17 protein-coding genes and 1 pseudogene are annotated in these 24,518 nt (G+C 37.3%); 13 read left to right on the top strand and 5 right to left on the bottom strand.

The features are described from left to right. Window positions 1–3: 3 nt before the first annotated feature. Both mprF and AB1I62_RS04875 read right to left on the bottom strand, forming a co-directional pair. Window positions 4–2,535, bottom strand: coding sequence for a bifunctional lysylphosphatidylglycerol flippase/synthetase MprF (mprF, locus tag AB1I62_RS04870; RefSeq protein ID WP_002355928.1), 2,532 nt, complete (start codon window positions 2,533–2,535; stop codon window positions 4–6). Beyond that, complete coding sequence (locus tag AB1I62_RS04875; RefSeq protein ID WP_002355929.1) at window positions 2,532–3,266, bottom strand: alpha/beta hydrolase; 735 nt, start codon at window positions 3,264–3,266, stop codon at window positions 2,532–2,534. The genes mprF and AB1I62_RS04875 overlap by 4 nt, the downstream gene beginning before the upstream one ends. A 176-nt stretch (window positions 3,267–3,442) precedes the next feature. Here AB1I62_RS04875 and AB1I62_RS04880 point away from each other — a divergent pair, with 176 nt between their 5' ends. After that, window positions 3,443–4,027: a hypothetical protein gene (locus tag AB1I62_RS04880; protein WP_002381317.1), complete on the top strand. Its 585-nt coding sequence runs from the start codon at window positions 3,443–3,445 to the stop codon at window positions 4,025–4,027. Between the two features lie 22 nt (window positions 4,028–4,049). Next, complete coding sequence (locus AB1I62_RS04885) at window positions 4,050–5,105, top strand: endonuclease subunit UvrC (protein WP_002386202.1); 1,056 nt, start codon at window positions 4,050–4,052, stop codon at window positions 5,103–5,105. 48 nt (window positions 5,106–5,153) lie between these two features. Here AB1I62_RS04885 and AB1I62_RS04890 read toward each other — a convergent pair whose 3' ends face one another. Then, window positions 5,154–7,391: an excinuclease ABC subunit UvrA gene (locus tag AB1I62_RS04890; RefSeq protein WP_104859532.1), complete on the bottom strand. Its 2,238-nt coding sequence runs from the start codon at window positions 7,389–7,391 to the stop codon at window positions 5,154–5,156. Between the two features lie 161 nt (window positions 7,392–7,552). Between AB1I62_RS04890 and AB1I62_RS04895 the strand changes: the two genes are divergently transcribed. From AB1I62_RS04895 to AB1I62_RS04920, 6 genes and pseudogenes are all read left to right on the top strand, one after another. After that, window positions 7,553–9,796 (top strand): amidase family protein, encoded by a 2,244-nt coding sequence (locus tag AB1I62_RS04895; RefSeq protein ID WP_367019126.1) that lies wholly within the window; start codon window positions 7,553–7,555, stop codon window positions 9,794–9,796. 79 nt (window positions 9,797–9,875) lie between these two features. Further along, window positions 9,876–10,795, top strand: a pseudogene (locus AB1I62_RS04900) (aminoglycoside phosphotransferase family protein). A gap of 42 nt (window positions 10,796–10,837) precedes the next feature. After that, on the top strand, window positions 10,838–11,491 hold the full coding sequence (locus AB1I62_RS04905) for a DUF4767 domain-containing protein (protein ID WP_002363425.1): 654 nt from the start codon (window positions 10,838–10,840) through the stop codon (window positions 11,489–11,491). 109 nt (window positions 11,492–11,600) lie between these two features. Next, complete coding sequence (gene ndk / locus AB1I62_RS04910; RefSeq protein WP_002381321.1) at window positions 11,601–12,011, top strand: nucleoside-diphosphate kinase; 411 nt, start codon at window positions 11,601–11,603, stop codon at window positions 12,009–12,011. A 159-nt stretch (window positions 12,012–12,170) separates the two neighbouring features. Then, window positions 12,171–13,781 carry an aspartate 4-decarboxylase gene (gene aspD, locus AB1I62_RS04915; RefSeq protein WP_104859647.1) on the top strand — a complete coding sequence of 537 codons (1,611 nt, stop codon included), beginning with the start codon at window positions 12,171–12,173 and terminating at the stop codon, window positions 13,779–13,781. 142 nt (window positions 13,782–13,923) lie between these two features. Next, complete coding sequence (locus tag AB1I62_RS04920) at window positions 13,924–15,009, top strand: hypothetical protein (RefSeq protein WP_104859648.1); 1,086 nt, start codon at window positions 13,924–13,926, stop codon at window positions 15,007–15,009. A 115-nt stretch (window positions 15,010–15,124) separates the two neighbouring features. On the opposite strand, the gene AB1I62_RS04925 is transcribed toward AB1I62_RS04920, so the two are convergent. Further along, on the bottom strand, window positions 15,125–15,928 hold the full coding sequence (locus AB1I62_RS04925; RefSeq protein ID WP_002355941.1) for a Cof-type HAD-IIB family hydrolase: 804 nt from the start codon (window positions 15,926–15,928) through the stop codon (window positions 15,125–15,127). 205 nt (window positions 15,929–16,133) lie between these two features. Here AB1I62_RS04925 and AB1I62_RS04930 point away from each other — a divergent pair, with 205 nt between their 5' ends. The 3 genes from AB1I62_RS04930 to AB1I62_RS04940 all read left to right on the top strand — a co-directional run bounded on the left by AB1I62_RS04930 (window position 16,134) and on the right by AB1I62_RS04940 (window position 19,673). Continuing rightward, window positions 16,134–16,709, top strand: a complete 576-nt coding sequence (locus AB1I62_RS04930; protein WP_048737182.1) for a DUF1361 domain-containing protein — start codon at window positions 16,134–16,136, stop codon at window positions 16,707–16,709. 151 nt (window positions 16,710–16,860) lie between these two features. Beyond that, window positions 16,861–18,267 (top strand): NCS2 family permease, encoded by a 1,407-nt coding sequence (locus AB1I62_RS04935; RefSeq protein ID WP_048737172.1) that lies wholly within the window; start codon window positions 16,861–16,863, stop codon window positions 18,265–18,267. A 209-nt stretch (window positions 18,268–18,476) separates the two neighbouring features. Further along, the gene (locus AB1I62_RS04940; RefSeq protein ID WP_002381323.1) at window positions 18,477–19,673 is read left to right on the top strand and encodes a multidrug efflux MFS transporter; all 1,197 of its coding nucleotides are present in this window, start codon (window positions 18,477–18,479) and stop codon (window positions 19,671–19,673) included. 54 nt (window positions 19,674–19,727) lie between these two features. Here the strand turns inward: AB1I62_RS04940 and AB1I62_RS04945 are convergent, their stop codons facing one another. Then, window positions 19,728–19,913, bottom strand: a complete 186-nt coding sequence (locus AB1I62_RS04945) for a YjzD family protein (RefSeq protein WP_002355945.1) — start codon at window positions 19,911–19,913, stop codon at window positions 19,728–19,730. A 117-nt stretch (window positions 19,914–20,030) separates the two neighbouring features. On the opposite strand from AB1I62_RS04945, the gene dnaE reads away from it, so the two are divergent. Together dnaE and pfkA are read left to right on the top strand one after the other, a co-directional pair. Beyond that, on the top strand, window positions 20,031–23,360 hold the full coding sequence (gene dnaE / locus AB1I62_RS04950; protein ID WP_016615989.1) for a DNA polymerase III subunit alpha: 3,330 nt from the start codon (window positions 20,031–20,033) through the stop codon (window positions 23,358–23,360). Window positions 23,361–23,532: 172 nt separating this feature from the next. Continuing rightward, window positions 23,533–24,495, top strand: a complete 963-nt coding sequence (gene pfkA / locus AB1I62_RS04955; RefSeq protein WP_002355947.1) for a 6-phosphofructokinase — start codon at window positions 23,533–23,535, stop codon at window positions 24,493–24,495. Window positions 24,496–24,518 lie beyond the last annotated feature (23 nt).

The raw sequence follows: 24,518 nt of genomic DNA on the forward strand, positions 1-24,518 counted from the left end.
TTGTTAGTCAATATTTTTTTGATCGACAATGAGTAAAGCAATCATCACGTAGACAATCCAGCTACTTTTAGAATAAAGTGTATAGCGGGGTTGCCATTTGCTAGCAAATTTTTCCTTGTATTCGCGTAATCCTTGGAAGGAGTAAATTTCTGAACCAAATTCATAAATTAACGCAGCAATCCGTTCTTGAATAAAACTTTTTCTTGATTGACCAACGTTGGCTAACGGAGCCATCCCTAAATTGAAATAATGAATATTTTCTGTTTTCATATATTCAAATAAATGAATAAATAGGAAATCCATACTTCCAGAAGGGGCTTTTTCTTTATGGTGACGCATCAAGTCGATGGTACCAACTTCATTTGTGTAACTAGGAATAATATTAGCGAAAGAGACCATTTCTCCTTCAGCATTTCGGACAACAGCAATTGGGTTTCTTTGAAGATACGCTTCATCGAAAAATCCTAGTGAAAAGCCTTTTTCTTTTCGATTGTCTAACCAACTATCCGAAATAGCTTTTAATTCGTGCATTTGTTCGGTACTAAAAGGAGGTTGGAGTACGTCAAATGAATAGCCGGCTTTGGTAATTTTATTAAACACTGCGCGGGTACCTTTGAATTTTTTCCCAGACATCGTAAATGTTTCTAGATTAACTAAGGCTTCTTCGCCCATTTTGATAAATTCGTAGCCATATTCGTGTAGTAACATCACGCTGTCCTCATTGGTTTCGTAAAAGACGGGTACATAGCCGAAACGATCTGTTTCTTTAAGGAATGCATCAATCGCCGCAGGAAAATCTTCTTTGTTCCCAGAAGGGTTGCCCATCACAACGCATTTATTATTAATGGTGTTGAATTGTAAAAAGACAGTCGGTTCTTCTTTGGGATATAAGAAAACCTGTTTATCATGAAGAAAGACAAGTTCACTGTCAATATTCCCGCCATAAGTTGTTAAGATATTATGCAAGATACTATCTTCTGGAAACTCACCAACTTGGTGTTTTTTCCCTTGGAGGTAGCGAACAAATAGAAAGTTAAAACTCATAACTAAGAGGATAGCGATAAATCCTGACAACCAGATCCGTTCGGAAGGGAACAAGAAAAATTCCACAAAATGATGACGATGGTGTGGGAAGTTCGGTAAATTATAAACACCAATTACCAGGTATAACAAAGTCAACAAGCCAAAGATAAAGCCATCAATCGTCATCCACTCCCAAGAGTAAACCAGTTGTTCACGGTACAATTCTGATTTTGAAAAAATAACGATAAATAATAAAATAGCTAAATAGAAAATGGAAAACATACTAAAGTCAACAACAAATGAATACAAGATAGCACCAATTAATAAAATAATCGTTGGATAATAGGCTCTTTTAACACGATCAGCAATCCCACGTCCCATAATTAATAATGCAAAGCCTAAGACAATACTCGGAATTTGAATAATAATATGAGAACGGAAGGGGTTAATATCTCTTAACCAATGCACTTGAGTGAAGGCTTCTGGAATAGTGGCTAGGAGCACCATCATAATTCCTGAAAAATAAAGTAAAACCACTTCCAGCTTGTGGGCAATTTCCAAAGTAATTTGTTTTAGCAATTGACGATAATGAGTATCCAACTTTTGGCTTAAGTGTTTTGTAAAGAACAAACAGCCAATTAAGAAAGGAATAATATAATAGAATAAACGATAGAGCAATAACCACAAAACAATAATTTCACGATCAACACCTAAGTTGCTTAGTCCTAAAATCATCATGACATCAAAACTACCTAAAGCCCCTGGAATCATCGAAGCAATCCCAATAATCGAAGCTGCTACATATAAAGGAACAATATCAATTAAAGGAATCGGTACATCTAATAAGTAACCAATACTGATAAAGGTAATTAAAACACCTGTCCATTCTAAAAACGAAGAAACAACTAAAGATAAGCGATTTTTTGCATCGAGGTTACCAAAGGAACTATTTTTTTGGAAATGTAAAATAAGATAAAGTAACGGGAAATAAAGACCGCCACCTAATAACCAAATCCAATATTGCTGTAAATAAGCCATCTTTGGATCAAACTGAACAAGGAAAAAGCAAAGAATACTATAAATAGATAGACCGGATAACACAAAAAGTAAAATATGGGTTAACGCAGGTAAAATTTTCTTTTCCTCTGTTTTATTTCCATAAAATTCAGAACGAAGTCCCATGCTGACCAAACCACCGAATCCACCAATATTATTGATAGTATTGACAATCCAGCTAGATTCAAGGAGTTCCCGTTTTGAGACTTTCAAGTTTAAAATGCGATTTAATGTTAAGTCATAATTTAGCATCGGAGTAACGGAAACTAAACCGATAACCATCATCAATAACAATTTCCATAGCGGAATCTCATCAAAAATCTGTTTTAACTGTTCAAATGAGATCGTTTTACCAATTGATAAAAGTTGGGCAACAACAATAATTGAGACCGCAATAACAAACAGTGTTTTTAGTAATCCTGTATGCGTTTTGATCCAATGAATAATTTGTTTCATTTAGACACCTTCATTTCCTTTAAGAATTTTTCGATTGTTTTATTAAAAATATCTGGTGAGTTTTTGGCAAATAAATGACCCTGTTTATTTACCAAGACCAATTTACCATCAGGAATGGCATCAGCAATCGCCCGTGAATGGGAAAGCGCAATTAAATCTCGACTGCCAGTAATAACAAGAGTAGGACAGGGGATGTGTTCTAAATCTTGTTTTGTCAGTCCAGTATCTTCAAATAACAGAGCCACGATAGGGAGCCGTGTGCGCAATTTTTTTGAAAAAAAAGCGCCAATACGACAAAACCAATATTGAAAATAAGTGGCAATCGTTACATATTTTTTCAGACCAGACATGGTGACATTTCCAGAATTTAAGACGAGTTTGTTGACGAAATCAGGATATAAATGGGTAAAAACCATGGCAATATTTGCTCCGTCACTAAAGCCCAATAAATTAATTTTTGTTAAGTGTTCTTGTTGAATAATACCAGCTAAATCTTCTGCCAAAAGCGGAAAAGTTAATTGACTTTGTGTATTGGTGGAACGTCCATGTCCGCGGGTATCCACCGCAATAACTTGATACTCCTTGGAGAAATAAGAAATTTGATAATTAAAAAAAGTATGATCATTGCCATTACCATGAAGTAACACAAGGGGGTAATTTGTTTCTTTGCCAAAAATTTGATAAAAAATTTGACTGCCATCTATTGTTTGAAAATATTTTTCTATTGCCATTCTCCGTCACCTATCTCATCTATAATCAATCGAGTCCTCTCTCATTATAGAGTCTTTTGTCTTTTTTTTGTAATAAAAAACAGAAAATTTTCCGAACAGTTTTGTAAGGTGTTGTAATATAGTGTGATATAGTAGAAGATAGCCACCTAAAAATTAGACTAGAGGAGGGAAAGTTGATGTCTTTAATCGTTTTAATTGGTGCCCAAGCTGTCGGGAAAATGACCGTTGGCAAGGCTTTAGAAAAGCAGTTAGATGCTAAATTACTATTTAATCATCAAACCATTGACTTATTTGCAAACTATCTTGGGTATACGGAACGTGCATTTCAATTGTCTGATTCCGTTAGAAAGGAACTTTTTCATGCCTTTGTCGAAAATCCAGCCACAAATACAACAAAAAACATTATTTTTACAGTGGTGATTGCTTTTGATCAAGAACAGGATTTTCAATTTTTAGAAGAAATATCAGAAATTTTTCTTAGTAAACATGAGTCCGTTTATTTCGTCGAACTCGTCTCTTCAACATCAATCCGCCTAGAACGAAATGTTCATCCAGAACGGCTAGAGGCAAAACCTTCAAAACGCGATGTCGACTTTTCTCGAAAAGAATTACTCAATACCTTTAAAGAACATCGATTAGTAAGCCACGAAGGTGAACTAGAAAGTACATTTCCAAATGTAAAAATAACGAAAATAAATAATTCAAACATGACACCAGAAGAAGTAGCAACGAAGATAATTGCTACTTTTGGTTTGACCTAATGTGAAAGGAACATCGGAATCAATGAAAAAGTTTTTTAAATATCTCGGTAGCTTGATGGTCCTTCTTTTAAGCATAGCTTTAATTTTGATAGGATATTTAACCTTTCGAGAGTTTCGACCACGAGCGGTTGAACCAGTTGCTATAAATAAACAATTTTCAGAGCAAACCATCGAAAAACATCAATCCATTTCTTTAGTCACGTATAACATAGGCTATGCTGGCCTAGGACAAACAGAAGATTTTTTTATGGACGGTGGCAAAACTGTCCAACCAGTTAATAAGGCAATGGTCCAACAGAATTTAACAGGCATTGAAGGAACCTTAAAAGAATTACCAGCGATGATTTACTTATTCCAAGAAGTCGATCGTCGCTCGCAACGTTCTTATGAAGTCAATCAAGAGGAAGAATTACAAAAACAGCTACAGCTGAACAGCGCATTTGCTTATAATTTTAAGGTAGATTATGTGCCCATTCCTTGGCCGCCGATTGGACGAGTAGAAAGTGGTTTATTAACATTATCAAATGAAAAAATAACAGAGGCTAAACGCATTGCTTTACCCAATCCCTTTCGTTGGCCCGTTAGCATTAGTAACTTAAAACGAGCGCTTCTAGAAACGCGCTTTTCAATTAAAGGCACAGACAAAGAATTAGTGGTTTTTAACTTACATTTGGAAGCCTATGACAATGGGGATGGGAAGATTGCTCAAAGCAAAAAGTTAGCTGACGTATTATCCCAAGAATACGCTAAAGGAAACTATGTAATTGCTGGAGGTGACTTTAATCAAGTTTTCAAAGGCAGTCATCGATATCCTAACCTAGGTGAAGCTGGTTGGGCACCAGGAGAAATTGATCCTGCAGACTTACCTAAACATTTTTCACTTGCTTATGATGATCAACAACCGACTGTGCGGGTGCTTAATAAGCCTTACACTGGCTCTTATGAAACATCTCAAGTGTATGTAATTGATGGTTTTATTGTTTCTGATAATGTGGCTGTTCATAGCGTGAAAACAAAGGACGAACAATTTAAATATACAGATCACCAACCTGTGAAGATGGAAGTTGGGTTAAAATAAAAAAAGTACAAACGGTGCTTGTTGCTTGCACCGTTTGTACTTTTTATTTTACAGATAGCCTTTAGTAATAGAATGAGTGGAATTTAGCATATTTGCTGGGGTTCCTGTAAAAAGAAGCTGTCCGCCATTTTCTCCACCTTCGGGACCTAGTTCAATCAACCAGTCGGCACTTTTAATCACGTCAATGTGATGTTCTAATAAAATTAAGCTGTTTCCTTCTTCTACCATTCGATTGAAAAGTTGAAGACTTTGTTGGATATCAATTAAGTGTAAACCATCTGTAGGTTCATCCATTAAATAGATAGCTTTTTTTTGGTGAAGTGTGTCTGCTAATTTTACCCTTTGCAATTCGCCACCAGATAATGTTGAGAGCGATTGATTGAGTTTAAGGTAGCTTAAGCCAACTTCCAGTAAATTTTTTAATGAAAGAGCAAAAGGCTGGTCTTTGAAAAAATCATAGCCATCTTTAACGCTTAAAGCTAGTACTTCAACGATATTTTTTCCGTTATACAGATAATGAAGCACCTCTTCTTTGTAACGCGTTCCGTGACAGGTTTCGCAAACACTAGTAACATCCTCCATAAAAGACATATCGGAGACAATTATGCCTTTCCCCTTGCAAGTAGGACAGGCGCCTTTGGAATTATAGCTAAATAAAGCTGGACTAACATGATTTTCTTCCGCAAACAGTTTGCGGACCTTATCAAAAATATTAAGATAGGTCATAGGTGTGGATCGTAAATTTGCGGTAATGCTTTTTTGTGAAAGATGAATAATTTCTTGGTTATCAGCTTGGGCTTTTTGATAAATTTCTTCCGCTAATGATGATTTACCTGAACCAGCGACCCCACAAATAACAGTCAAAACTCCTAACGGAACTTCGACAGATAGATTGTTTAAATTATGCAGTGTCGCATGTTCGATTGTTAAAGACTTCCTTGCTTTTCTTGGTTGATCGTTTAAAGGGAGCGGCTCTTGAAGGGCTTGACTAGTCAAGGTTTTGGAGGCTAAAAATGCGTCATACGTTCCTGAAAACTGGACATGGCCACCATTTTCGCCTGCGAAAGGTCCTATATCGATGATAAAATCAGCTTCTCTAATTAATTGTGGATTGTGTTCCACGAGAACCACTGTGTTTCCTTTATTTTTTAAATTGAGCAACGCACGACTGATCCGTTCGATGTCCTTTGGATGTAAGCCAGCACTTGGTTCATCTAAAATATACATAATATCATTTAAGGCGCTGTTTACATACTTAGCAATTTTAATCCGCTGTGCTTCACCACCAGAAAGTGTTTCAGTTGCTCGTCCTAATGTGAGGTAGGAGAGACCGATATTAATTAATGCTTCTAGACGTACAAGTAGCTCTTCTTGAATAGTTTTTATTAAGGAAAGGTCCATTGAACGAATAAAAGAATGTAATTCAGTGAGTGGCATGTCAACAGCATCAGCAATACTTTTCTGATTAATTTTGCAGCTACGAACACGTTCATTGACTCTACTTCCTAAACAATCAGGACATCTTTTTACGGTAACAAAGTGATTAAGGTATTTTTGATGACGTTTGCCTTCGTCTGTATGCAATATGCTACGTTGCATGCGCGGGACGATTCCTTCATACAAAGCTGTATGAGGCCACTCTTTGGGTGGATTAGCTAGTTTTTGTTGTGGAGCATATAAAAATAATGCTAACTCTTCAGGAGAATAGTCCTTGATTTTTTTATCCAAATCAAATAGACCACTATGGGCATAACGCTTCCACCGCCAGTTGCCAACTGTAAATGTGGGGAAATCGATAGGCCCTTCGTTTAATGATTTGTCATAATCAACTAGCTGATGAAGATTGATTTCGGTAATCTTTCCTAAGCCATCGCATGTTGGACATTTTCCATCCGGATGATTAAACGAAAAAGTATCTGAATAACCAACAAATGGAGAACCTGCTCGTGAAAACAGCAAACGTAAAAACGTATAAATATCTGTATACGTTCCCACTGTCGAGCGAGAATTGCCTGCTACTTTTTTCTGGTCAATGACAATTGCAACAGGAAGATTCTCGATTTTTTCAACTTCTGGACGACCATATTTGGGTAAGTAATTTTGAACAAACGAACTAAATGTATCATTTAGTTCACGACGTGATTCAGCGGCTAATGTGTCAAATACTAAGGAGGACTTTCCTGAACCCGAAAGTCCAGTAACAACAGTTAGTTGCTTTTTAGGGATATTGACAGAGATATTCTTCAAATTATTTTGTGTTGCGTGCTTAATTTCAATCCATTCCATTAAAAAACCTCCGTTTCTATTCTATTTTAGCATATAAAAAGGACCTAGCCTAAAAGTTGAACATTGGAATGTTCAAGAGAACTTTACTTTTTAATCGCTTTCATTTATGCTATAAGTAATACAGATTTTTTATCTGTATTAATAGATAAAGGATGTGACTTATGAAGAAGTCGATTTTGTTCAAAAAGTTAGGGATTATTTTATTAATTAGCCAAACACTGGTAGGGGTACCAATGTTGGCACAAGAAAGTATATTAGAAACAACCGTTCAAACAGAGACGGAATCAGTAACAACAGAAACCAGTCAGACTGTAGCTAACTTGGAATCTGAAACTACTAGCCAAACGGTGATGCAGGAAAAAGAATCCTCTCCGGCAATCGCCGAAAGCAGTAGCGGAAATGTGGTTGCAGTAACTACTGAAACCACAAATGAGATACAAAATAGTGATACAGATGAAAAAGCTGTTTCTGCAGAGAGTGTTTTTTCAGAAGCAGATTATAAACAAGCAACTGCACTGGAGTTAGCAACTTTAGTAAGAGAAAAAAAGGTGACGAGCGAAGAATTAGTAAAAATTGCGTTGGCCATCACTAAACGTGAAAATCCTACATTAAATGCGGTCATTACTTTACGAGAAGAAGCGGCTTTGACAGAAGCAAAAGCTTTACAAGATACAGGTCAACCATTTCTAGGTGTGCCGCTCTTACTAAAAGGGTTAGGACAATCCTTGAAAGGTGAAAGCAACACGAACGGTTTTGGTTTTCTCCAAGATCAAGTAGCTGGTGGGACATCGACCTTTGTCAAAGCACTACAAAATGCTGGATTCATAATCATTGGTCAAACGAATTATCCAGAATTAGGATGGAAGAATATTTCAGATTCAAAGTTATATGGCGTTTCCGTCAATCCATGGAATCCTAACCATTATTCAGGTGGTTCTTCAGGCGGAGCGGGTGCTAGTGTCGCCTCGGCATTTGTTCCCATTGCTTCTGGAAGTGATGCTGGTGGCTCTATCCGCATCCCTGCTTCTTGGACAGGCACCGTAGGCTTGAAACCTTCTAGAGGAGTAATCATTGGCAATTCTAATAGTGCAAAAGGTCAAACTGTTCACTTTGGTTTAAGTCGAACCGTGGCGGATACAAATGCATTATTTGAAACCTTATTAACCAAAAAAGATCTTCCTGCGGGACATTTAAGTCAAGCGCAACCCATTGCTTATACAACAGAATCTCCTGCCGGAACGCCTATAAGTGCCGAAGCAAAAGAGGCGGTCGCTGAAGCTGTTGCTTTTTTAAAAGACCAAGGGTACACATTGGTTGAAGTGAAGCACCCTGTTGATGGGGAACGTCTAATGAAAAATTATTATACTGTAGCTGCTGGCTCAGCAGGAATTGCCGATTTTATGGCGCGGCAGAAATTGAAAAGACCGCTTGAACGAAATGATGTAGAACTGTTAACATGGGCGCTTTTTCAAACAGGAAAAAATATAACGAGTGAAGAGACAACTGCGGCTTGGACAGATATTGCTTTACAAGCACAAGCGATGGACGAATTTTATCAACAGTATCCTATCTTATTAACACCAACGACGGCTGCCACGGCACCTAGTATTGATAATCCGTTACTAAAACCAGAACATGCAGCACAGATGGAAAAAATTGATCAATTGTCACCAGCAGAACAAAAACAATTGATTTATGACCAATGGCTGACGGCGTTCACATATACACCGTTTACACAACAAGCAAATTTATTTGGACATCCAGCATTAAGTGTACCAACTTACGTTTCAAAAGAAGGACTGCCTTTGGGGATTCAATTTAATAGTGCATTAAATGAAGACCGAACATTGCTACAATTAGGTGCTTTATTTGAAAATAACCACAAGATAAATCAACCACATGTAGAAGAACCAGACAAAGACAAAGACCCAGATGCAAGCGGCGAACCAGAAAAAGACAAAGAGCCAGATGCAAGTGGCGAACCAGACAAAGACAAAGAGCCAGATGCAAGTGGCGAAGCAGACAAAGACAAAGAGCCAAATGCAAGCGGCGAACCAGACAAAGACAAAGAGCCAGATGCAAGTGGCAAACCAGATAAAGACAAAGAAACAAAAACAAGTGAAGAACCAATCGAAGGAAAAAACCAAAACCCAGACAAAGCTGGAAAAACTACTAGTGAGTCATCCTTAGATAATTCGCTGAATTCATCAGCAAATCAGGGAACCAAATCAACAGAAAGTACGCATGCTTTTTCTGATAAAAATATGATTGGGAAAAAAGAACAGCTTCCCAAAAAAGTATTACCAAAAGCAGGTGCAGAAGTACCTAGTACTTTCTGGATTGTTTTAGGAGGAGCTTTCTTAGTAACGAGTGGAACGATTTATATAAGGAAAACTAGAAAATGATAACCAGTCAAGGCTAGAGACAATTTATCCCCAATTGTCTCCAGCCTTTTTTCTTTGGTATACTAAAACCAATAGGGAAATGGAGGCGAAAGTAATGAGGGCGTTTGAGAAGATTCCAGCGTTTCAGCAATGGCAAAAAGTTGAAGCTATTCACCGTGGTTGGTCAACTGATTTAAAGTTTAAAGTTACCAAAAATCAAGAAACCTTTTTATTGCGAATTTTTCAACAAGAAGAGTTATTAGCCAAACAACAAGAATATCAATTTATCAAAAAAGTAGCGGCGTTAGGATTTCCCAGTTCTAAACCTTTTTTATGTGCACCTATTCCTGAAAGTGAACAAGGATACATGTTATTAACGTATCTAGAAGGTGAAGACTTAAGCGATGTTTTACCCGCTCTTTCTCCCAAAAGACAACTGAACTTTTAGGCGTAGAGTCAGGCCGCTATTTAAACAAAATCCATAAGCTTTTGTTGCCCGAAAGGATTAGTCAAAGAGAGATTGCGCAAAATTTATACGAAAAAAAGCAGAGCCAACTAAATAAGTATAAGGAATCTCAATTTTGTATGCCGTACCAGCAGCCAATAATTTCATATTTAGAAAAACAATTACCGTTATTGCAACAACGGCCTGTAGTTTATCAGCATGGAGATTTCCATGCAGGAAATTTTATTTACTTGCCAACTAGGCAGGTCGGTGTGATTGATTTTAATCGATGGGATTTTGGGGATCCTTATGAAGAATTTTACAAGTTACAATTTTTTTCAAGAAATGTTTCGCCATTGTTTGCTTATGGTCAATTACAAGGTTATTTTGCTGGGAAAGTTCCTACCTTATTTTGGCAGTTTCAAAAGCTTTATACTTTTCACGCAGGACTCTATTCTTTAGTTTGGGCACTGAGCTTTGGTGAAAAAGAAATCAGGACTATGGAACAGCAATACCAACAATTACTAGTTCCCAAATGGTTTTCAACTATCCAAAGAAAGGGATTGAGATTTTAGGTTTATTTCGATAGAATAAAAATAAAAACAGGAGTTTAAGGAATGAAACTAAACGGGATTATTATGATAGCGGTTGTTGGAAGCGTTTTATCTAGCTGTGGTTGGCAAAAATCGAAAGAGGAATCACAGAAAGTACAAACCGTACAAACAAACAATGTAAATACTGAAGAAACAAGAGCGATTTCAGCAACCGAAGTTAGTCAAACCACGGCGTTGGAATTAGAGCAAACAACGCAAACACAAGAATTAACTGAATTAGTTACAGAAGAAGGGACGATTTGGAATCAGCAAAAAGCAAAACAGTTAGGACAATACATGGAAATCTGGGGTCAAGAACGCAATCAGAACTATCAAGCGTACCAACCAGGTCACTCTGTAGCTTTTTACACGATTCAAGTGCCTGATGATTTATTGAGTTATGAACCTAAAATACAACCAGCTATTGGGAACAATCCCATTTGGTTAAATTGGTCAGAAACAGGCAGCGAAGGGGGTTATTGTCTGGTGGCAGTATACTCTGACAGTGCGACACAAGTTGCCCAGAAGCATGTCTATTTATTTACTTTAGTGAATGGTGAAGCCAAAGTTTATGTGAGTAAAGAACAGCCAGTAGAGGAGCAACCTTATTTGTTTTTAAAAGAAACAAGCAATACAGAACTGAAAGAACAATTCACAAACCTTGTGAATAATCTTTAATTTTTTATTTAATCAAAAGGAAAAGAAAATTTATCATTGACAAAGTATCCGCTTTCATTTTATTCTGTAGCTACCCCTTGGGAAAGGGCAAAAGGAAGTTTTGAAAGGGATGGAAAAAATGAAGGAAACAAGTTTAGTAATTATTAAGCCAGATGGCGTTGAACGGAAGTTAGTTGGCAAAATCATTCAACGTTTTGAAGATAAAGGTATTGACTTATTGCACCTTAAATTCGAACGACTAACAGTAGAAACAGTGAAGGAACACTATGAGCATTTAAAAGATGAACTATTTTTCCCTGAATTATTAGCCTATATGACAAGTGGCCCAGTGGTTGTGATGGTCGTTGTAGGGGACAATGTGGTTAAAAAAGTGCGTAAATTAGTTGGAGCAACGAATCCGTTAGATGCTGAAAGTGGCACCTTACGAGCGGATTATGGGTTGTCTGTCACCAAAAATTTAATTCATGCTTCTGATTCTGTCCAATCAGCAAAAATTGAGATGCAACGGTTCTTTGGTTAATCAGCGAAAAAGAAGCAATCCTTTATTTTTTATAAAGGATTGCTTCTTTTTTATTAATTGTCAGAATATTCCGCTTAAATGGTTGACATCTGGAGGTAGAAGAGTAGTATAGACTACATACTAAATACTAAATGACTGCGTGTGCTTCAGGAGGATAAAATGATAACAAGTGATGAATTGACAGAAAACCTTAGTCCGTTTGAATTAAGTCTATTTTTAGAGAAGAAATTACATGAAGAAAATCATAATTTAGAAACATTGCTAAATGCAGGGCGAGGCAATCCTAATTGGACGGCGCCAACACCAAGGGAAGCCTTTTTTTTATTAGGTCAATTTGCTACAAAAGAAACGTTAAGAGAGGGGAGCGAACAAACGGCTGGTATGATTCAGCCAAGTTTTGGTAGAACGCAACGCTTCTTAAACTTTTTAGCAGAAAATCCTAGCAAAGGGGCAACTTTCTTACAAGAAATTTGGACAGCAGAGCATAACTATTTTGGGATGGATAAGGAAATGTGGTTAGATGCCATGTTAGACTATGTGATTGGGGATAATTATCCGAATCCTGTTCGTTGCTTGAAGGCGTGTGAACAACCGATTAAAGCATATTTAAATCAAGAATTATTTTCCAGCGAAGCACAACCGTTTGATATTTTTGCCGTTGAAGGTGGTACAGCAGGGATTTGTTACTTGTTTGATACGTTGGCAAATAATTATTTACTAGAAAAAGGTGATCGTATTGCGTTGTTATTACCAACGTTTGCTCCTTATCTAGAAATTCCAGAACTACCACGTTATGATTTTGACGTGGTTAAAATCAAAGCAGAGCAAATGATCATTGATGGAAAAACGACGTATCAATACTCAAACAAGGAAATTGATAAACTAAAAGACCCGTCCATCAAAGCGGTTTTTGTCGTAAATCCCAGCAATCCAACTGCCAATGCTATGGGAAAACCTACCATTGAACAAATCAAACAAATCGTTGCAGTGGATAACCCTAAGTTAATGATTTTAACAGATGACGTTTACGGAACCTTTGTGCCAGCTTTCCGTTCACTATTTACGGAGTTACCTTACAATACAGCCTGTATCTATTCTTATTCTAAATACTTTGGCGCTACCGGTTGGCGTGTGGGGACCATTGCGGTCAGTCAAGAGAACATCTTTGATCAAATATTAAAAGAATTGCCAGTGGCTCGAAAAATGGAATTACAGGCACGTTATGCTACATTGAATGCAGACACAAGCCAAATTAACTTTATCAGCCGCTTAGTCGCAGACAGCCGCGATATTGCGTTGAACCATGCAGCGGGACTTTCTTCTATTCAGCAAGCGATGATGGCTTTATTTAGTTTGTATGCTTTGTTAAAAGACGGTCAAGCTTATAAAGACGAAGTGATGGATATTTGTCATACGCGTGAAAAGCTCTTGTTCCGCACCTTAGGCATTGAAGAGCCTTTAGCAAGTTTAAATACAGCATATTATTGTGAAATTAACTTTAGAGATTGGACAGAAAAACGTTATGGCCCAGAATTTTCAAGTTATTTAACGAAATCTTGGACGATCACAAAAGTATTAACCTCTTTAGCAGAAAAAGAAAAATTAATGCTTTTAAAAGCGGATGCTTTCGGGAGTGACAAATGGTCAGTTCGAATTTCTTTAGCCAATTTAGCTACTAACCAATATAGTGAAGTTGGTAAACGAATGATTCGCCTATCTGAACACATTAAAGAAGAGTGGTTGCGCCAAAAGCGCCAAGCAATTAAATAAAAAAACGCTAAGTCTCTTAAGCTGCAGGAGGCTTAGCGTTTTTGTTTATTATTTATTCATTTTTCCGTCAGTTTTGGTTTATAAATGTTTGCTACACTGGAGATAAGAGGAAGTTAAGCGTTTATAAAAAGGAGAAAAGTGAATGAAACATATTAAAGGAATGTTGGTTTTTATCGGATTATTTATTTTGGTTGGTTGTGCGCCAGATCAAGAGCTAACGAAACAAACAACAAGTGGTCCGCAAGAGACAAAGCAAGTGAAGCAAGTTACCGTCACCAATCAAACGACTTCTGCGGTGGAAAAACAAGCGCCGACTAAAAATGACGAACTGATTGCTAATCAATTGACTTTTGATTCTCATGAATACACGTACGAAGTGGTTACAGGATCCACACAAACGACATTTGGGACAACCCCACCAGCAAAATATACACCAGAAGAAAAAAAGGAAAAAATGTTTTGGTCCAATCAACCGCCTTTGGGATTAATGACGGGTAACTATTATAAAAATGAAGGTGTATTTACTGGCGGAAATTACGGCATTGTAGAGATTATTACGGAACCTGAAACGCAACGGATTCTGAATGTTGAGTTTACAGAGTTTGCTAGTGATCCTTATTACGATACACGATATTCGGGTGTCAACAAACGCCTGTCGGATTATCCTGAATTTCAAGCAAGCAACACGCGTACAGACGATACGTTAGTCACCGTTGTTAATGGTATTACTTATGTAGAAAAACAAATGCGTGACGAAAATCGTGTCACAGGTAATTTTTATACGGTACGCGGTTCATCAACTTCTGCGCGTGAAGGTTTAATGCCTTTAGCAGCAGAGATGGACACTTGGCTAAAAGAGCCAGCGAAAGAAACGTATATCGGTTACGCAGAAGATTTAGGCAATGGCCTAATCGCTCGACTTCAAGTGATAACAGAAGAGCAGAAAATAAAACATGTCAGCTATGATGAATACTTTTCAGATGAACAGGAAAAAATCACAGAAACAGCTCTGCGGCCTTTTTATCGTCAATCGAAATATTATTCACCAGGATATAATAAACAAACCAACAATTCTTTTATTCATTTTGTAGATACACTAACAAAGGCCATTACGACACAACAAACTTTATCCGTTAACGAAGAACAAGAGCTAAAGCATCCGTCTTTTACTACTTATCAAAGATTGGCTGAAAGAATCAGCACGTTTCAAAATTCATTGAAGGAATAAAAAAAACGAAAGTAGGACATAAGTCGTTTCGACTTATGCCCTACTTTCGTAATCTTAAGATTATCAGCTAAACCAAAGTGAGTTCTTTTTAAAGAAATACTTTTATTTTAGCCTTTTATAGATCTAAATAATTTTCTAAGTAATCTGCTAAACCATCTTGATCATTTGTTTTTTCAGTGACATCGTTGGCTACGGATTTAATTTTATCCGTGGCATTGTTCATAGCAACACCCCAACCAGCATAACTTAACATTTCTTCGTCATTATGTTCATCGCCAAAAGCAATGATATCAGCTGGTTTGACAGATAAAAAGTTCGCCACTTGATCAACGCCATGGGCCTTTTGAATTCCTTTTGCGACCATTTCTAAAATAGGCATTGGACCGCCCCAAGTGCGGACATCAATATAATCACCATATTGTTTTGTCAATGTATCAGCAACTTTTTCAGCTTGGTTTGGTGTGGTCCGAACCATCATTGAGGTAGGATTTGTTCGTAAATTTTTAGCAGTAAGTAAATTATCTAAGGTTGCTTTGGAAGCAAAAAATTTCGGATCGAACCCATCTAACGTATCGATATAAAATGTTTCTTTGTTTTCAGCAGCAACAAAATCTAATTGTAATTCTTTTTTCTGTGCCAAAATGTCAAAGACTAGGTCACGCTCAATATTGGCTTCGCTTTCCAAGTCCCATTTTTTCTCTGGAATGTGGACTAAAGCGCCGTTAAAGTTAACCATAGGGGTCGTTAGGCCAAGTTGTTGGTAAAATTGATGACTCATTCTATAGGGACGTCCAGTGGCAATACTGACGTAATGACCGTTGTCAATCGCTTTTTTTAGTGTTTGTTCGGTTTTTGGACTGATTAAAGACTGTGCATTTAATGTTGTGCCGTCTAAATCAATAGCAATTAATTTTTTCAAGTAAAAATTCCTCCTAAATGCCTTTTACTCAGTCTAGCATAAAACCGAAGATTATCAAGGGGAGAAGCATGTTCATTTATAAGGTTTAAAAAAAAGCTTAAGAAGTATGCTACACTAAAATAAACAGTTTGAAAAAGGAGCGCAGAGCATCTTGAAAAATTCTAGAAATTATTTACGAGTGATCACCTTAATCTATTGTATCTATATGTGGTTATTTGCTACGCATTTTCATTTTATGGCGTTGAACGTGTTGTTAGCCTATATTCCAATTGAACTTAGTTATCTTTTAAACGCAGAAAAACGTAAAAGGGATTGGTTGATAGGTTTTGCTTGGTTAATTTTTTATCCTAATGCGCCGTACCTATTTACGGATTTTTTTCATTTAGAAACGCTATCTATTTATCGAGGCTTTAATACGATTTTTGCAAACCAAATTGGTGATTGGTGGGCGTTTGTTTGCTTAACTAGCGGGATTGTTATATATGGGCTTTTAGGGATGAAAACAGTAACAACTGTTAGCCAGAAATTGCAAAGTTATTGCGGTTATAGAACAATTGTAGTCTTTCAAGCCAGCCTTCATTTCTTGTCTGCTTTGGCGATTTATGTTGGACGTTTTGATCGATTACACAGTGTCTATCTTTTCATGAGTCCAATTGAAACAGTGAAAATTATCTTTTTTGACTGGTCCCTTCAAAAATTAATGTTTATTTTATTAATGATGTTTCTACAGATGCTGTTGTTTGGGCTAATCCAATTATTAGGAAAAGAAGAAACAATGTAAAGCTTTTTCTTTTTTTATATCCGCGAAACACGAACGTTATATAGAAAAATATATATAATAGTTAATATTTTGTTGTAAAAAGATAGCGATTCTCTTATAATCAAAGAGTAATTATTCGAAAACATGGATTTTAAGGGAGAGAAGTGCAATTATGAATACGTTTTTCAAATTAAAGGAAAACAAGACAACGGTATCAACTGAAATAATGGCGGGGATTACGACCTTTTTTGCAATGAGTTATATTTTATTTGTTAATCCGTCCATTCTTTCAGAAACAGGGATGCCTTTTCAGGCTGTTTTTTTAGCGACCATTATTGCTTCAATCATCGGTACATTAATTATGGGGCTGTTTGCTAATGTACCTTACGCTCAAGCACCGGGAATGGGACTCAATGCTTTCTTCACGTTTACGGTCGTTTTTGGGATGGGGTATACTTGGCAACAAGCATTAGCAATGGTTTTTATTTGTGGTTTGATTAACATTTTGATTACAGTGACAAAAATTCGCAAAATGATTATTAAAGCAATTCCAGAGAGTTTACAACATGCTATTGGTGGTGGGATTGGAATTTTTGTCGCTTATGTAGGGTTGAAAAATGCTGGCTTACTAAGTTTCACAGTACAAGCAGAACCTCAAAATGGTGTTGTGAATGGTTCGAGTATCGTGCCCGCTTTAGGAAATTTTGATAATCCAGCCATTATTTTGGCGGTAATTGGGTTAGTTTTAACAACGATTTTAGTTGTCACGAATGTTCGTGGAGCTATTTTAATTGGCATTGTGGTTACTACGTTAGTCGCAATTCCAATGGGGGTGGTAGACACTGCTTCGGTTGATTGGCATGCTAATTCGTTGGGCAATTCATTTAAAGAATTAGGTACAACTTTTGGCGCTGCTTTTGGTGCTGAGGGGTTACAGTCATTGTTTAGTGATTCTTCAAAAATTCCTCAAGTTTTAATGACCATTATTGCCTTCAGTTTATCAGATACGTTTGATACAATTGGAACATTTATCGGTACGGGACGTCGAACAGGGATTTTCTCTAAAGAAGATGAATTAGCTTTAGAAGATAGTAAGGGTTTCAGCACTAAAATGGACAAAGCTCTATTTGCAGATGCTATTGCAACATCTATCGGTGCGATTTTTGGTACATCGAATACGACAACTTATGTAGAAAGTGCAGCAGGAATCGGTGCGGGTGGTCGAACAGGTTTGACATCGGTAGTGGTAGCAATTCTATTTGCCCTAAGTAGTCTTTTTTCACCACTTATTGCTATTGTGCCAGCACAAGCTACGGCTCCAGCGTTAATTTTAGTGGGAATTATGATGTTAGCTTCTTTCAAAGACATCAATTGGACGGATTTAGAAGATGCGATTCCAGCATTTTTTGCTTCAATTTTCATGGGATTATGTTATAGCATCTCTTATGGGATTGCTGCTGGGTTCATCTTTTATGCAGTGGTGAAAGTAGTCAAAGGGAAAGCCAAAGAAGTTTCACCAATTATTTGGGTCATTGATGCGTTGTTTATCTTAAACTTTGTAATCTTAGCTATTTTATAGTAAATAGAAGTGAGGCTGAGATAACAGCGGTTAGCTTTGAAGGTGTTGCGTTTATTCAGCTATTTATCTTAAGCCCAAGTGTTAAGAAGTCTGGCAGATTGGTCGTTTTGACCGGTCTGTCAGACTTTTTTTTAAAAGAATTTTCTTTTGAGAGATTCACTCTTTTAGAGTATAGTGGTAGGTGAAGAGGTGATAAGGTGGATAAAAGTATGAAAATAAAATGGAAGCAGAATTTATTAGTCGCATGGATTGGTTGCTTTTTTACAGGGGCGAGTATTAGCTTAGTTATGCCGTTTATTCCAGTATATGTTGAACAATTAGGGACGCCTAAGAGTCAAGTAGAGTTGTTTTCTGGATTGGCAATTTCTGTCACGGCGTTTGCTGCTGCGATTGTTGCACCGATTTGGGGAAATTTAGCTGATCGAAAAGGTCGGAAAATTATGATGATTCGGGCTGCAGCAGGAATGACGATCACAATGGGGGCGTTAGCATTTGTCCCTAATGTATACTGGCTGTTGATTATGCGTTTTATGAACGGGATTTTATCCGGCTATATTCCTAACGCAACAGCGATGATTGCATCGCAGGCGCCAAAAGAGAAAAATGGCTGGGCTCTAGGGACATTATCAACAGGTGCAATTGCTGGGACGTTAATTGCGCCATCGATTGGCGGTGCGTTGGCACAGTGGTTTGGAATGGAAAATGTCTTTATTATTACCGGCGTTATTTTATTCATTACAACGTTGTTGACTATCTTTTTAGTTAAAGAAGATTTTCAACCAGTTGAGAAAAAGGATTTATTAACGACGAAAGAAATTTTTAGTAAGATGGATCATGTTTCAGTATTGATTGGTTTGTTTGTGACTACGTTAATTTTACAATTAGGAATTACAAGTATCAGCCCAATCTTAACGCTATATATTCGATCTTTAAGTGGCGATACAGAGAATGTATTATTTGTTAGTGGTTTGATTGTTTCGATTGCCGGCGTTTCAGCAATTATTTCTTCTCCAACTTTGGGAAAAATTGGGGACCGCATTGGGAACCAAAAAGTTTTATTAGGCGGATTAATTCTTTCTTTTATTTGTTACATTCCCATGGCGTTTGTGCAAACACCTTTTCAGTTAGGCGTTTTGCGATTCCTTTTAGGTTTTTCAACAGGCGCTTTAATGCCATCAATTAATACGTTAATTAGTAAAATAACGCCAACGGAGGGCGTAAGTAGAGTTTATAGTTACAATCAGATGTGTAGTAATTTCGGTCAAGTTTTAGGGCCGATGGTAGGGTCAACAGTTGCCCATGGTTTTGGCTATTCTTCTGTTTTTCTGGTAACCGCTTGTTTCGTTTTAGGAAACATTGGGTTGTCCTTCTTTAATTTCCGAAAAGTTTTAAATAAAAAGCTCTAAACAGTTGAAAAGATAAAAAAACCAGTTACAATAACTTTAGTAACTGGTTTTTTCTTATTTAACAGGTTTGGTTTCTTTCGGTACTGCAAAGTGTGCAATTAATAAAATAATAACGGCTGTTGCCAACGATAGAATCGTTGTCATTTTAAAGTCGTATGAACCACCAGATAATGCACCGCCGATATATCCAACGACTTGGCCTAATGCGAAGGTCCAGAAAAATACAACAAGATAACGCATATGAGCACCTCTTTTCTAGCTCTTAGTTTAGCATATTTTCTTTAAAAGTAAAGAATCCGCGATAGGAAAATAAGAGAAGAGGCAAAAAATAGCAAGGATTCAAAAAGGAGCTGTCCAATGTCATTTCCACAATTACATACCGTTACTTCCTATTCGCTTTTATCTAGTACGGTTAGGATTCGTTCCTATGTAAAACAAGCGAAAGCGTTAGGTTATCAAACATTAGCGATTACCGATATCAATGTCTTGCATGGGGCGGTTGAATTTTATGAAGCATGCCAAGAAGCGGGAATTCAACCAATTATCGGTTTAAGATTAGAATATACCCCAGCAGAAAAAGAAGGGCATTCCGAGTTGCTTTTATTTGCTAAAAATTTAAAAGGTTATCAGCAATTAATGCAACTATCTAGCAGCAAAATGACGACAGAGGGTCCCTTTTACTTAGCGGAACATCAATCCTTATTAAGTGATTTATTTGCCGTGACTTTGTCAGCCAAAGGAGAAGTCGCCCAAACATTTTTTGAAGATGAACAACAAGCGGTTCACGCTTTCCAACAACTTGCTTCATATTTTGATCCCCAGTCGTTATTTGTTGAACATTCTTTTTCAATGAATCAACAACGCAATCCAGCGCTCTTTTCTTTTTACCAAAGAGAACAATTACCTGGCGTGGCTTTGCAAGAGGTACGTCATTTAACAAGGGAAGAAGGCTTTGCCGTAACTGTTCTTGAGAGCATCAAAGAAAATAATCAATTGAATATTACAAGCCAAACACCGGAAATAGAAGGTCTGAATTACTTGCGTGAAGCAGAGACGACGATGGAACAAATGCTTCAAATAGCTGGTGCAGAAGTGGTCCAGAATACGATTCAGCTAGCTGAAAATTGCCGAGTTGACATTCCTTTACATCAAAAATTATTACCGCATTTTCCTGTGCCTGATAATCAAACGGCTGGTTCTTATTTACGCACATTGTGTTTAGAAAAATTACCAGAAAGAGTGCCTCATCTAAATGAAGTTTACCAAAAACGATTAGAAAAAGAGTTAACCATCATTCACAATATGGGTTTTGATGATTACTTTTTAATCGTTTGGGATGTGATGGACTTCTGTCATAACAATCAAATTGTTACAGGCGCTGGCCGAGGTTCAGCTGCAGGCTCTTTAGTGTCCTATGTGCTATCAATTACAGATGTAGATCCAATCAAATATGATTTGCTTTTTGAACGTTTTTTGAATCCAGAACGCTACACGATGCCCGATATTGATTTAGATATTCCTGATAATCGGCGGGAGGAAGTTTTAGCTTATGTCAGTCAAAAATATGGTCATTATCACATGGCGCAAATTGCCACGTTTGGTACGATGGCTGCGAAAATGGTTTTACGGGACGTTGCACGTGTTTTCGGGTTGTCCCAGAGTGAAGCGAATCGTTGGTCGGCAGCTGTCCCCAACAAGCTGAAAATTACGTTAGAAGAAGCGTACCAAGAGTCGAAACGGATGCAAGAATTGGTCAATTTTTCGCCAAATAATCAATTGCTCTATAAAACAGCTGTTCAGCTAGAAGGATTACCTCGCCATGTTTCTACGCACGCAGCAGGTGTGGTAATTAGTGATGAAAATCTTTTGAATTTGGTTCCGTTACAACCAGGATCGAATGAAATTTTATTGACCCAATTTACTATGAATGATGTTGAAAAAATTGGTCTTCTGAAAATGGATTTCTTGGGCTTAAGAAATTTATCTATCATTGATGATACCCTCACAGCTATTAAACGCGTCTATAATCAAACCATTCATTTAAATCAGATTCCATTAGATGACGAAACAACGCTGGCTTTATTTAGAAAAGGGGAAACAAGTGGTGTTTTCCAGTTTGAATCTGCTGGAATTCGGAATGTATTAAGAAAATTAGGACCAACTAGCATTGAAGATATTGCTGCTGTCAATGCCTTGTATCGTCCTGGTCCGATGCAAAATATTGATGTTTTCATCCGCCGGAAAAAAGGCTTGGAACAAATTAGTTATCCAGAGCCTAGTCTCGCCCCCATTTTAGAAAATACGTACGGAATTATTGTTTACCAAGAGCAGATTATGCAAGTTGCTGCGAAAATGGCAGGCTTCTCTTTAGGGCAAGCTGACATTTTACGTCGGGCCATTAGTAAAAAGAAAAAAGATGTGCTAGATGAAGAACGAAATCATTTTGTTAATGGTGCGCTACAACAAGGCTATCCCCAAGAGACAGCTAACCAAGTGTACGATTATATTGAGCGCTTTGCTAATTATGGCTTTAACCGCTCGCATGCATTTGCCTATTCCTTTATTGGTTTTCAAATGGCTTACTTGAAGGTTCATTATCCGAGTGCTTTTTATGTCGCATTGTTGCATTCTGTTCGTCATAATCCAACAAAAATTAAAGAATATATTGGCGAAGCTAGAAAAAACAAGCAGACGATTTTGCAGCCGTCAATTAACCAAAGTCACTACAGCTTTTACCTAAATCAGCAACAGCAAATTTTATTTGGTTTTAGTTCTTTAAAAGGAATCCGCCGAGACTTCATTCAAAATATTTTAAATGAACGCCGAGAAAATGGACCGTACAAAACGTTCGATGAGTTTCTTTTGCGAATTGACCGTAAGTGGTTGAAAGTTGAAAATATCGAACCATTGATTGCCATCGGTGCATTTGACGAAATTGCGCCTAATCGCCGTCAATTAGCAGTAGGTTTAGAGAGTAATATCCAAAGTATTCTTCTCAGCGGTGGTAGTATGGATTTGTTAGAAACATTGAAGCCAAAGGAAGAAGAAATTGCCGATTATCCGCTAGAAGAGCGACTAGAACAAGAAGAACAATATTTAGGGGTCTATTTATCAGGACATCCGACAGAAGAGTTCAAAAAAACACGCTTAGCCAAGCAAACGCAACTTGTTCATGAACTTGTTGAAAATCAGCCCACGAAATTATTGATTTATGTCAAAAACATTCGGACGATTCGGACCAAAAAGGGAGAACAAATGGCCTTTGTTGATGGGGATGATACAACAGGAAGTATTTCACTAACGTTGTTCCCAACCGTTTTTCGCCAGTTAAGACAGAGTGTCGAGAAAGGGCAAGTTTATTATGTGGAAGGAAAAGTGGAACGCAGTACGTACAATCAAGAATTGCAAATATTGGTTCAACGAATAGAAAAAGCGCAACAAGTAGAAACATCAATTAGTGACGAAACGTGTTTTATCAGAATTACAAAAGATGTCGAACAAACGGACGTTTTTCAGAAAATGAAAGAGGTACTTAGTCGTCATGCTGGACACATTCCAGTGATTGTCTATTTTGAAAAAACAGGAAAGAAAATAGTATTAAATGAAGAAAATTGGGTCGCTCATACAAGCGCTAGTCAGCAACAATTAGCTTACGTTTTAGGCGAGCAAAACGTCATTTTCAAATGATTTACGGTAAAAAATACTAGTTGTTTTCAACTTTTTTCATTTTTTTCTTCTTAACTCAAGACATTTTGGTTCTTTAATGGTAAAATGAATGACGTAATATTTTTGTATATCAATTTTTGCGAAAAGGTTTCTTTTGGCAGTTGAAAGTATATTATATGAGGTGAAATAGCGAATGAAACGCATTGGTATTTTAACCAGCGGGGGAGATGCCCCTGGAATGAACGCTGCAATTCGTGCAGTCGTACGCAAAAGTATTTTTGATGGAATCGAAGTTTACGGTATTAACTATGGATTTGCCGGTTTAGTCGCAGGCGACATCCGTCGTTTAGATGTTGCTGACGTTGGCGATAAGATTCAACGTGGTGGAACATTCTTGTACTCTGCTCGTTATCCTGAATTTGCTACTGAAGAAGGGCAATTAAAAGGAATCGAACAATTGAAAAAATTCGGTATTGAAGGCTTAGTTGTTATTGGTGGAGACGGTTCTTATCATGGCGCAATGGCTTTGACAAAACGTGGTTTCCCCGCTGTTGGAATTCCTGGAACGATTGATAATGATATTCCTGGAACAGATTTCACAATCGGTTTTGATACAGCGATTAACACTGTTTTGGAATCAATTGACCGAATTCGTGATACAGCGACTTCTCATGTTCGTACATTCGTTATCGAAGTAATGGGACGTAACGCTGGTGATATCGCATTGTGGTCAGGCGTGGCAGGCGGAGCAGATGAAATCATTATTCCTGAACATGATTTTGATATGAAAAACGTTGCCAAACGTATTCAAGAAGGCCGCGACCGCGGGAAAAAACATTGCTTAATCATTTTAGCAGAAGGCGTAATGGGCGGAAATGAATTTGCTGATAAACTTTCTGAATACGGTGATTTCCATACGCGTGTATCAATTTTAGGACACGTGGTTCGTGGGGGCTCCCCAAGTGCTCGTGACCGTGTATTAGCAAGTAAATTTGGGTCATATGCTGTTGAACTTCTAAAAGAAGGTAAAGGCGGTTTATGTATCGGTATGTTAGATAACCAAGTAGTTGCAGCTGATATTATTGACACGTTAGAAAACAATAAACACAAACCAGATTTATCTCTTTATGAGTTAAATCATGAAATTTCTTTTTAATCTTGTATATTAGCTAATCTTAT

Source organism: Enterococcus sp. AN402, assembly GCF_040719405.1.
GTDB classification, from domain to species: Bacteria; Bacillota; Bacilli; order Lactobacillales; family Enterococcaceae; genus Enterococcus; species Enterococcus faecalis.